Raw genomic sequence first — 11,861 nt, forward strand, 5'->3', positions numbered from 1 at the left:
AGTAGGACTTTGAAATCAACAAAAAGGAAAAATTTGCATCCATAATTCAACTAAATCGTATACAATAGATAGTACATTGGAACCTTTTTAGCCGATGCTAGTAGAACCATATAAAAAGGAGAGCAGACCTATGGCTATCATTGATGTTGTGAAATATGAGGGTCCGTCTGATGTGTTCGCCTGGCGTTATCCCAATCAGGAACTGGCAACCTGGACTCAACTTATCGTACATGAATCGCAGGAAGCGGTCTTATATAAGGGAGGCCAGGTGCTGGATTCTTTTTCTGCAGGAAGGCATACATTAAGCACGGCGAATATTCCTATCTTGTCGAACCTCGTTAATCTTCCGTTTGGGGGGAAATCACCGTTTACTGCGGAAGTGTGGTTTATTAACAAGCTTCAATCATTGGATGTGAAGTGGGGAACGAATTCTCCCATCCAGCTTCAGGATCCAAAATATAATATCATTGTGTCAGTCCGAGCGTTCGGCCAATTCGGCGTCCAAATCATCGATGCCAGGAAATTTCTTGGGAAAATGGTAGGAACGCTCCCGTCTTTTGATCAGAGCACACTAGTTCGTTACTATCGCGGTGTGTTGATGTCCAACATAAAAGATATTATTTCGTCCTACATTATTGCTAAAAAAATTAGTGTAGTCGAAATCAGTGCTTATATGAAGGAAATTTCGGCACATATCATGGACCTACTTGTCCCATCGTTTGAGGAAATGGGCATTAGACTAGTGAACTTTTTCGTAAATTCCATCAACATTCCAGAAGATGATCCAGCCGCTGTACGGATTAAGGAAGCACTTGCAAAGAAAGCAGAAATGGATATTATCGGTTATACCTACCACGAAGACCGGACCTTTAATACATTAGAGGGAGCGGCGAGGAATCCAGGAAGTCCAGCTGGAGCTATTGCTGGTGGCCTTGGAATAGGATTAGGTATGACAGTTCCTTTAAACGAAATGATGACTCAGGCATTAAATGGGATGAAGAGTCAGGCTACAGGTGTCATGAATCAAGATCAACAAGCTTGCGTTAAATGCGGTGCTTTTAACGGTGTTCATGCTCGATTCTGTTCTGGATGCGGCACTTCACTCCATATCAATCAGTCGGAAGGAGGGGGCACGGACATTCTGTGCAGCGGTTGTGGGCACACCATCCCTCCTCAAGCGAAGTTTTGTTTGAACTGTGGTGATCCATACAGGGCTTGTCCGTCATGTGGTCATGACTATCCGGAGAATGCCAAGGATTGTTTACAATGTGGAGCGCCTCTTCCGATACCATGCGGTAACTGCGGCCAGGTGTTGGAGCCGGGGGCGAAGTTCTGTCCTAGCTGTGGGACTCAGACGGCACTCAAGTGTGGAAACTGCGGGCATGAAGTGAAGCCTGGACAGAAGTTTTGTATGGAATGTGGACAGAAATTAGTGGAAGCCGAGAGCGGTGAACCAGCGTGAAAACTAATATCGCCATTCGAAATCGGCTATGGACCGCAGTCCTCATCGTAGCTGTCGTGACGGTTTTTTTATTTGGAATATCCGGAGGACTAACCGATCTTAGCGCCTGGACTTCTGGTATAGCCGCAGCATGTGCAGAAGCAGCTGTACTATTGTTTGTGGGGTATGCCCTTCATCGGCGTAATTCGGGATCAGCGAAGGAGCCATATACCATCGCTTTAGGTTTTGTTACAGGGATTTACGTTATCGCAGTGGCGACAGAAATCCTGCTTTTAGGGTATCTGTTCAAGATTTCTGATCATGCGTATTTTACAATTCAGACGGTGACGTTGATTGGATTTGCTATTGTTTTTTTTCTAATAAGAACTGCGGGGAATTTGATTGCAAAACATGATGATTCCAAAAGAGTTCAAATAACAAGAAAGCAAGAAACCCTAGCCTGGGTAAGTTCCATTCGTGACAAGCTAAACCGTCTTCCAGGCGATGATATCGTAGTTTTAGATCAGCATATTGACAAGTTGGAGGATATCCTTAGGTACAGTGATCCAATTTCACATTCTTCTTTATACGAGCTAGAGCAGTTGATTCTGAGAAAAATCTCTCTCCTGGAAGATCAAGTAACATTAATTGGCGAGGTCCGAAAGGAAGATCGGGAGAAAGCAGTTGAAGAAGGTTTAAATATCGCAGGGGATATTATTCGAAGTGTGCAAGATTACAACCAGAAGCTTTTACAGGCAAAGAGAGGTTCTACATAAATTTATTCACTGATCAGCTTGTTGAGTGTAACGGTAGAAGTAGTTGCAAGAATACTGAAACAAAGCGGCGGCAGTTATTTAAAATAAATTCATTGCGCAGCATGTAAACACATGAACTCTTTATTCAGATCAAGTTTGGAGGAATTGAGTTGGCCAAGAAGAAACAGAAGAAACAGAAGGAACAGAAGGAACAAAGATTTAAATATGAGCCTGAAATAATTGCATCAGACGTCCATGTAGGCATCATGTGTTTATTGTTTCCCTACATTTTTCTCCCTTATTCTATTTGGAAGGCAGTTTCGAACAAGCATATAAATTATCGTAAAGGCTTGAACTACAAGACAGTATCCGCAAATGTAATATTTAGCTTCATTTCTTATTTGATTTATGGATATTTCTTCAACTGGATTTTGGACTATTCCGCTGTTGTAATCATTATTTGTTTATTGTTGATGGCGGTTTTCACAGGCATTTATATGAATCGGAGCGAATGGTATATTAAATTGGTGGAAAAATACGAGCAAGTCGTGCTCGTGCATGGAGTACGTAAACTTGACGAAATCGCTGATTTGGTCAAACAACCAAAGTTAAATGTGAAATACGATTTAGAGTATTTGATCGAGTATAATTACTTTCCAAAAGGAACCATTATTGATGATGTATTGAAGCTACAGCAAGATCAAGAGCGGGCTTTTCCCATTAATTCTGAAGCAATTTCTGAACAACTCTTTGATTCTCACTCTTCGTCTCAATCCAAGTCGGCGACTGTTGCATGTAGGGGGTGCGGTAATACAGTTGTACTGAAACTCGGGGAATCGGAACAATGCGAGTATTGTGGATTGTTGATTAGCACTGGTTAGAACTGTTAACGGAGGAGAGGGACTTTCAATGCAAAAGAGTCATCCGGTTTTAGAAAGCCAGAAGTTTGAACCTGAAGTTACGTATTTTGAAAAAGTATTAATGTTTGGAAGCTTAATGGTAGCCCCTCTTTTTCTTCCTATAGTTTTATGGAGATTTTTTCAGCAGTATCATAAGAACTATGCACGAGGGCACCAATACCAACTGCTGGGCGCCTTGCTCGGTGGGATGTACTTATTTATCCTTATGTATGCTTTCTTGATTACGTTTAGTGGTTTGGATGATGATCAAAGGACTCAGCAAATCATTACATTGGCATGGAAATTAGGGATTGCATTCATTGTTCCTGCGGCTATATTAACGATGGTTCAGAGTCATCATAATAGTCAATTTTATAAGCTTGCAAAAGAGTATGAGAAGCAGTTTTATAAGGGGATCTTTGCTCTGGAGGCAATCGCGGCGGAAGTGAAACAGCCATTGTCGAGGGTAAGGGAGGACTTGGAGTATTTACTTGAACATAAGTCATTTCAAAATGGGATTATCAAGGATGGTGTGGTGTTATTGGACAACGGTCCGACACTTGATCAACTCGGTATGAATGTTAAGGCAAGCGATAGAGACAAGACGATGCCTAAAGTTGTCTCCTGTTCCGGTTGCGGTGCCGAAACCATCATCGAAACAGATCAACCCGTTGAATGCGAATACTGCGGATCAGTACTAAATACAGCATGAACTGAACAACAAACAGCCCTGGGATATTCCGGGAGCTGTTTTTTTATACTTGTTACTCCAAAAAGTTGTTGGGAGCTGTAGAGGGTTTAGCATAGTATTCAGGTTACGCAAAAAACGACATTTATGTATTGCCCTGGCCGAGCATATCCAGTATAATGTCCACTATACGAAAACAATAGTCTTTGAGGAGAGGACGTTTGTGAAGGAGCGCTATTATCTGGTCCGTGAGGATATTTTGCCTGAAGCTGTAGTAAAGACGATGCAGGTGAAGAAGCTGCTGGCTTCCGGTGATGTGAGGACGGTGCACGAGGCCGTTGAGCAGGTCGGACTAAGTCGCAGTGCTTTTTACAAGTATAAAGACGGGATTCATCCGATCAATCAATTGGAGCGAGATGAGATTGTCACGATCTCCATGGACATGGAGCATCGCTCTGGCATGTTGTCAGAGGTGCTGGGCCTCGTTGCAGGCGAAGGCGGGAATGTGCTGACCATTCATCAGAGCATTCCGTTGCAAGGCATTGCCAATGTCGTCATTTCAGTGGAAGTGTCCCGGCTGAACGAAGAGCTGGACGATCTCCTGGATGGATTGCGGCGAGTGGCCGGTGTTAAGAAGGTACAGATGATTGGCCAGGGATAAAGCAGATACAATAAGATGATGTGATGGGATACAGGAGGGGTAAACGTTATGAAGCCTGTTAAGGTGGGACTTTTGGGATTAGGAACAGTAGGAACTGGGGTTGTCCGCATTGTGGAGGGACATCAGGATGATCTGAGCAGTCAGGTCGGCTCCCCGATATCGATAGAGCGAATTGCTGTGAAGCATATGGAGAAATACCGGAGCATTCAGGTCGATCAGAGTAAGCTGACCGAAAATCCGTGGGAGGTGATCCGTGACCCGGAAATCGACGTCATTGTCGAAGTCATGGGCGGGATCGATGACACGAAGGCGTACATTCTGGAGGCGCTCGACCGCGGCAAGCATATCGTGACTGCGAACAAAGACCTGATGGCGCTTCATGGTGCGGAGATTTTGGCTAAAGCGCAAGAGAAGCAATGCGATGTGTTCTATGAAGCCAGCGTGGCCGGCGGGATACCGATTATCCGGACGCTGATTGAAGGCTTTTCTTCCGATCGGATTACGAAAATTATGGGTATTGTAAACGGGACGACCAACTTCATTCTGACCAAAATGAGCCAGGAAGGGGCTTCCTATGAAGATGTACTGGCAGAGGCTCAGCAGCTCGGATATGCGGAGGCTGATCCGACGTCGGACGTGGAAGGACTCGATGCGGCACGGAAAATGGCCATCCTCGGCACCCTCGGGTTCCGGACGAACGTAGAGCTTTCGGATGTCACGGTAAAAGGCATCTCCCAAGTATCCAAGGAGGATATCTCCTACGCCAAGCGCCTCGGGTATGAGATGAAGCTGCTCGGCATTGCCGAGCGTCAGGATGACGAGTTCAGCATTACGGTACAGCCGACGATGGTCCGCAAGGGACACCCGATTGCCTCGGTGAACGGGGTGTTTAATGCGGTGTATGTATATGGGGAAGCGGTAGGCGAAACGATGTTTTACGGCGCCGGGGCCGGCGAGATGCCGACGGCGACCTCGGTCGTGGCTGACCTGGTAGCGGTGATCAAGAACTTGAAGCTGGGCGTGAACGGGCTGAAGGCCATCGTGCCTTACAAGCCGAAAAAGCTGAAAAGCGACGAGCAGATTTTGTACAAAAACTTCATTCTGCTGCATGTGGATGACAAAGCCGGTGTGCTTGCGCAGATTACGCAAGTATTTGCCGAGTACGGTGTCAGCCTGGAATCGGTCGTACAGCAGCCGAACGAGCATAATCCGGATGCGGAGATTATCATCGTCACACATAGCGCTAGCAAGGCAAGCATGGATGCGGTGCTGAATCATTTTGAAGGACTGGATGTTATCAAGCGTATCAAAAGCGTTTATCGTGTAGAAGGTTAACCCAGGGCTTGCATAGCAGCGGGATATTATATTTATGGAAAAAGGAGTTTTGACTGATGTCGTATCAAGGATTGCTTAAAACCTATCAAACTTATTTGCCCATTACCGAAAAGACGCCGCTTCTGTCTTTGCATGAAGGGAATACGCCGCTCATCCGCGCTGAGAATCTCTCCGAAGAGCTCGGAATTGACCTGTATTTCAAATATGAAGGTCTCAATCCGACCGGCTCTTTCAAAGACCGCGGGATGGTGATGGCCGTTGCCAAAGCGGTGGAGGAAGGCAGCCGCACCATTATGTGCGCTTCGACGGGCAACACTTCCGCCGCTGCTGCTGCTTATGCGGCTCGTGCGGGACTGAGCTGTATCGTCATTATCCCGAACAACAATATTGCGCTTGGCAAGCTTGCCCAGGCGATAATCTATGGTGCTAAAGTGATTGCCATCGAAGGCAATTTCGATCGGGCGCTTGAAATTGTACGGGAGATTACGGCGAAGCATCCGATTACACTTGTGAATTCGGTCAACCCGTATCGCATTGAAGGACAGAAGACGGCGGCTTTTGAAGTGGTGGACCAGCTTGGCAAAGCTCCGGATGTACTGGCTATTCCGGTCGGGAACGCCGGCAACATCTCGGCATACTGGAAAGGTTTCAAGGAATACCATGCAGCAGGCAAGGCTTCGTCTCTGCCAAGAATGCTCGGGTTTGAAGCGGAAGGCGCGATGGCAATCGTGAAAGGCGAGCCGATTCCGAATCCGGAGACGGTCGCAACGGCGATCCGAATCGGAAATCCGGCGAGCTGGAAGACAGCGGTGGCCGCTGCGGAGGAATCCGGCGGGCAAATCAACTATGTGACGGATGAAGAAATCCTTGAAGCGTACCGCAAGATCGCTTCTCGCGAAGGAATATTTGCGGAACCGGGATCTGCGGCATCGATTGCGGGTGTGTATAAAATGAAACGCGAGGGCTATTTCAAGGGAGGAGAGACCGTAGTCTCCGTTCTCACGGGACACGGCTTGAAAGATCCGAACATCGCCATCTCCACCGTCAATGCCGAGTCGCTGGTCGTATCGGATACAGAATCGGCCGTTATGGACGCGATTTCCAAGATTGAAGGGGCGGCACGGGTATGAGCTTGTCCCAGGTTGTCCGGGTGAAGGTGCCGGCCAGCACGGCCAATTTGGGTCCGGGATTCGATACGCTCGGAATGGCACTGCCGCTTTATTCGTGGTTAGAGCTGCGGCCTTCCGACCGTACGGTGTTTCATTTGCACGGAGACCAGATGGAGGGGCTTCCCCAGGACAAAAGCAACTTGATATACAAGGTAAGCCAAATGGTGTTTCAAGAGGCCGGCGTATCCGTGCCTGATCTTGAAATCTCGATGTATTCCGATATTCCGCTTACACGCGGTCTAGGGAGCAGCGCTTCGGCAATCGTCGGGGCGCTTGCTGCAGCTAATGCGCTGATCGGTTCTCCGCTGCCGGATGCGAAGCTGTTTCATATGGCGACGGCGCTGGAGAAGCATCCCGACAACGTGGGCGCTTCCCTGTTCGGCGGCATTGTGGCCGCAGCCTGGGACGGGACGCATGCCGATTATGTACGGATCGCGCCGCCTGCCCATCTGGAAACGCTGGTCGTGATTCCCGATTTTCAGCTTTCGACGACCAAGGCGAGAGAGGCGCTTCCCGCCCAGGTCAAACTGGAGGATGCTGTATATAATATTAGTCGGTCATCCTTATTGACTGCTGCCCTCTCGGCAGGAAGGCTGGATTTGCTGCGGGAAGCTATGAAGGACCGGATTCATCAGCCTTACCGGGCGCCGCTTGTGCCTGGCATGTCCAAAATTTTGGAGGAGGCGCAGAAGCAGGGGGCCCTGGGCGTTGCGCTGAGCGGTGCAGGGCCGACGATGATTGCATTCGTTGACAATCGCGATGCTCGAATCGAGCAATTGCGTGTATACTTAGTAGAGACCATGGAAGCGGAAGGTATCACCGTCTCCTGCTTACAGTTAAGTCCAGTTGCCGAAGGAGTGCAGGTATTGGGCGATAAGTCAGACCGAACTTTTATGGAGATGATTAGAGGGGAAATTACGGCATGAAAAAAATAGCTTTACTGCCCTCCGGATCCGTATCGCATGAAGCGGTACTCTACCTTCTGAATGGCGAGCCTGCAGAGTTCGTTCATTTCAAACTGATCTCGGATGTGTTTATGGCGACCGTTGAAGGAAAGACCGATTACAGCGTTATTCCGATTGAGAACACGATTGAAGGTTCGGTCAGCCTTCATATGGATTGGCTGGTTAACGAAGTGGATATGCCGATGCAGGTAGAGTGGGTGTATCCGTCCATTCAGAATCTGATCGGCAATGCTTCGGAGTTTCAGGCGGCTGACGGAAGTATGGATTTTAGCAAAATTACAAAGATATGGTCGCACCAAGTGGCTACCGCGCAGTGCAGACAGTTTCTTGCCGCTGCGGCTCCTCAAGCGGAACTGGAGCAGGCTGGAAGCACCTCGGAGGGCGTCAAAATTGTCAAGGAGAACCCTGGAAAAGGCTGGGCGGCGATCGGCACGGCGCTCGGTGCGAAGACGCATGGGCTGGATGTTTTGGCTGAGCGAATCACTGATCATGACAATAACTTCACCCGATTCGTGCTGATCGGTCGTGAGCCGATCCGGATTCCCCGTGCCCCGGAGCATGTGAAAACAAGCATCCTGGTGACTTTGCCGGAGGATGTACCGGGTGCGCTGCATCAGGTGCTGTCGGCGTTTGCGTGGCGGAGGCTGAACTTGTCGCGGATCGAATCACGTCCGACGAAGAAGCGGCTCGGGAATTATTATTTCTACATCGATGTGATGGCCGAAGCGGATTCGGTGCTGCTCACGGCTGCGATGGGCGAGATCGAAGCCTTGGGATGCCAGGTTCGCGTGCTGGGTTCGTACCCTGGTTATGCGTATGAGAGCAAATAATATGGAGGTATAGTTAATGTCGGAGCAATGGATCTTTTTAGATGGCGAATTTGTTACTAAAGAGAACGCAAAAGTGTCGGTATTCGATCACGGTTTTTTGTACGGAGACGGGATTTTTGAAGGGATCCGGATTTACAACGGCAACATTTTCAAATGTAAAGAGCATCTGGATCGGTTGTACGACTCCGCGAAATCGATAGATCTTGTCATTCCGATGGAATATGATGAGCTGCTTGAAGCGATGGCAGAGACGATCCGCCGCAATGACATGCGCAATGGTTATATTCGCCTGATCGTGTCTCGTGGCCCGGGCAATCTGGGGCTGGATCCCCGCCGCTGCCCTAAGCCTACGGTTCTCATTATTGTTGAACAGCTGGCGATTTATTCGGAGGAAGCCTACAAGAATGGGCTGAAAGCTGTCTCGGTCGCCCAGCGCCGCAATATCCCGGATGCGCTCAATCCGAAGATCAAGTCCTTGAACTATCTGAACAACATTCTGGTTAAGATCCAGTCCAATTTTGCAGGCGCCGATGAGGCGATCATGATGAATGCGCAGGGGTATGTAACGGAGGGATCCGGAGACAATATCTTTATTGTCAAAAATGGGGTTGTTACCACGCCTCCGTGCTACCTTGGTGCTCTGGAAGGGATTACCCGCCAGGCCATTATCGAGCTGTGTGCGAAATTGGACATTCCGCTCAAGGAAGAGCCGTTCAGCATGCATGATGTGTACATTGCGGATGAGGTATTTTTCACAGGGACAGCTGCGGAGGTCATCGCTGCACGCGAAATCGACGGCCGCACGATTGGCCAAGGACAAGCGGGCCCGATCACACTCAAGCTCCTGGAAGAGTTCCGCAAAATTGTGGATCAAGACGGATACAAAGTTTGGGAGGCCTGATCTGGCAGCGTGCCGATGAGACCAACAAATTGCTACACTCACCAATCCTTTCATGTCGATGAAAGGATTTTTTTTGCCTTGAGGGATGTCATTCGCCTACTTGCTGCATAGGATGTAGTAACGAAAGCAGGCGAAATTATGACGCCTAGAAGAGTGTAGGAGGTTTTAGCGGCGTGAAGATACACATCGTCAAGGAAGGCGAATCTCTTTATGAGCTGTCTCAAAAATACAACGTTCCGTTAGCCAAACTGATTGATGCGAACCCGCAGCTGGTTGATCCCAACAAACTCGATGTCGGCGCGAAGATCAAGGTACCGACAGAGCCTGTGCCGGTTCCTGGCGGCAGCCAGCCCATTATCCATAAGCATACGGTCAAGCAGGGCGACACGTTGTGGAAACTGTCCAAGGCATGGGGTGTCACTCTGAAGGAAATGATTGATGCGAACCCGCAGCTGAAAAATCCGAATGCTCTGCTGGTAGGCGAAGTGGTGAATATCCCTTCCTCAGGCGTATATAGTGGAGGCAGTGAATCAGCTGCCGCGGGAGCGGGGAATGCTCCGAGCAAAATCATGCCGGGATCCAAGGATTATACAGGACCGAAAGCAGAGTTGACCCAACCGATTTCCGAGCAGCCGGCCGTTCCGGAAATGCCTGCGCCACTGCCGGCACCTGCCCCAGTGCCTGTAAAACCGGAGATGCCAAAGATGCCGGAGCTCCCGAAAATGCCAGAATTGCCGAAACTGCCGGTTATGCCGATCAAGGTGGAGAAGTTCGAGATGGAGGAAATCGAGGTTAAAAAGACATACCCGGTGCCGCTCCCTCAGCCCATTCAAGAGAAGAAGCCTTATCAAGAGGCGCCTATTCATCACGTACCTGGACCGATGCCGATGCCTCATAAGCCGGCTCCTTGTCCACCAGTAGAGGCAATGCCGATGCATTTCATGCCTCAACCAGATTGCTTCCAGCAAGAAGTCATTCACCAGCCGATTTACTATGGCCTCGGCGAAGGACCTTGCGGCTGCGGTGAGGGAAAAGTACATGGCCAACACCAACATCAACACCATCATCATCATGGACACGAGCAAGGCAAAGCGGTGCACCCTTATTACGCCTTCCCGCAAGAAGCAGTTCCTGTACAGCACGGTCAGGAATGGGGTTATCCTGGATTAGCTGGAAATGTGGAGTATGCGCCGATCTCCATCACGGAGTCTTACACAGGCAAAGACGCCGGCCATTCATTCCATCATCATCATCAACCTGCACATCAGGGATATTCGCCTGCTGCGGCAGCACCGGCATCTCCATGCGGCTGTGGCGGTGGCTCGGTGGCTCCGGCCTATACTCAGCCATTCCCGGCTTTTACAACGACCCATCCTTCATACGGTCATGACTATACTGGGTACGGGCAGCATGGGGGATGGAACTACGGACATCCTTCAGCAGGAGTTCCTGGAATACCGGGAGCCGCTTCACCGTTGGGCACCTTTGGCCCTTATGGTCAACCTGGTGGCTATGGTAGTTTCGAACAGCCTGGGGCATATGCCGGATTTGGGATGCCATTCGAATATGACCGAGAAGCGATAACGGGGCAAGAGGATGCAACCGTACAGGAGACACCAGCTTCAGCGGATATTAATGCGGCAGCGAGTGGAGTGGATTCCGGGTCAGAGACCGAGCAAAGAGAGATCGATGCGGAGGCGGCACCAGCGGCTGGAAGCGAAGCTCAGGCCAAAGTGCATCGTCATCGCCAAAGCTCTACAAAAGCTAAATCTTCAACCAAATCACGTAAACCACAGCCTGCAAAATCCAAACGTCAAAATCCTTGGATCAAAGGGTAAATGCCAAGGTAACTGCAATATTCATCCCAGGTGATTCTTAAAGCAAGAAAGCCGAATCAACGGCTTTCTTGTTTTTGTGTTCTGCCTGCTGATCTGAGAGACTTGCGGAATACAGTGTGGGGGTGGAGGATTCGCTAATGACCAATTGGTAAAAATTATGTATTGCTATGTAGCTGGAACCTGTGGTAAATTATAAATCCGGCCGCAACACGAGTGGTTGCAAGGCTGAAAGCACGGAGAGTGAATGACCGCGAAACAGTCGGCTTTCTTCTTATCCGGGCCTCAAAAAAACTTCTAAAAAAACTCTTGCATTAATGAAAACAACATGATATGATATAAGAGTTGCTGATGCGAACGAGATTCGCTGATGGATATGAAG

Annotated in this window: 11 protein-coding genes; all 11 read left to right on the plus strand. The window is 49.0% G+C overall.

Annotation, left to right across the window (positions count from 1 at the left end):
- Positions 1-130 precede the first annotated feature (130 nt).
- Positions 131-1,462, plus strand: a complete 1,332-nt coding sequence (locus tag CHH75_RS23260) for an SPFH domain-containing protein (RefSeq protein WP_095399269.1) — start codon at positions 131-133, stop codon at positions 1,460-1,462.
- Positions 1,459-2,217 carry a hypothetical protein gene (locus CHH75_RS23265; RefSeq protein WP_095399270.1) on the plus strand — a complete coding sequence of 253 codons (759 nt, stop codon included), beginning with the start codon at positions 1,459-1,461 and terminating at the stop codon, positions 2,215-2,217. Before CHH75_RS23260 ends, CHH75_RS23265 begins: the two co-directional genes overlap by 4 nt.
- 149 nt (positions 2,218-2,366) lie before the next feature.
- Complete coding sequence (locus CHH75_RS23270) at positions 2,367-3,077, plus strand: hypothetical protein (protein WP_095399271.1); 711 nt, start codon at positions 2,367-2,369, stop codon at positions 3,075-3,077.
- 28 nt (positions 3,078-3,105) lie between these two features.
- Entirely contained in the window at positions 3,106-3,807 is a 702-nt protein-coding gene (locus CHH75_RS23275) for a TFIIB-type zinc ribbon-containing protein (protein ID WP_095399272.1), read from the plus strand.
- 199 nt (positions 3,808-4,006) lie between these two features.
- On the plus strand, positions 4,007-4,444 hold the full coding sequence (locus CHH75_RS23280) for an ACT domain-containing protein (protein WP_095267804.1): 438 nt from the start codon (positions 4,007-4,009) through the stop codon (positions 4,442-4,444).
- Between the two features lie 48 nt (positions 4,445-4,492).
- Positions 4,493-5,779: a homoserine dehydrogenase gene (locus CHH75_RS23285; RefSeq protein ID WP_095267805.1), complete on the plus strand. Its 1,287-nt coding sequence runs from the start codon at positions 4,493-4,495 to the stop codon at positions 5,777-5,779.
- 56 nt (positions 5,780-5,835) lie between these two features.
- Complete coding sequence (thrC, locus tag CHH75_RS23290) at positions 5,836-6,909, plus strand: threonine synthase (protein WP_095399273.1); 1,074 nt, start codon at positions 5,836-5,838, stop codon at positions 6,907-6,909.
- Positions 6,906-7,874, plus strand: coding sequence for a homoserine kinase (thrB, locus tag CHH75_RS23295; protein ID WP_095399274.1), 969 nt, complete (start codon positions 6,906-6,908; stop codon positions 7,872-7,874). Before thrC ends, thrB begins: the two co-directional genes overlap by 4 nt.
- Positions 7,871-8,743 carry a prephenate dehydratase gene (gene pheA / locus CHH75_RS23300; protein ID WP_095399275.1) on the plus strand — a complete coding sequence of 291 codons (873 nt, stop codon included), beginning with the start codon at positions 7,871-7,873 and terminating at the stop codon, positions 8,741-8,743. The genes thrB and pheA overlap by 4 nt, the downstream gene beginning before the upstream one ends.
- 16 nt (positions 8,744-8,759) lie before the next feature.
- A complete protein-coding gene (ilvE, locus tag CHH75_RS23305; protein ID WP_095267809.1) occupies positions 8,760-9,644 on the plus strand; it encodes a branched-chain-amino-acid transaminase in 885 nt (294 codons plus the stop codon).
- Positions 9,645-9,817: 173 nt separating this feature from the next.
- The gene (locus tag CHH75_RS23310) at positions 9,818-11,482 is read left to right on the plus strand and encodes a LysM peptidoglycan-binding domain-containing protein (RefSeq protein WP_095399276.1); all 1,665 of its coding nucleotides are present in this window, start codon (positions 9,818-9,820) and stop codon (positions 11,480-11,482) included.
- Positions 11,483-11,861 lie beyond the last annotated feature (379 nt).

It is taken from the genome of Paenibacillus sp. 7541 (genome assembly GCF_002276395.1).
Taxonomy (GTDB): domain Bacteria; phylum Bacillota; class Bacilli; order Paenibacillales; family Paenibacillaceae; genus Paenibacillus_AQ; species Paenibacillus_AQ campinasensis.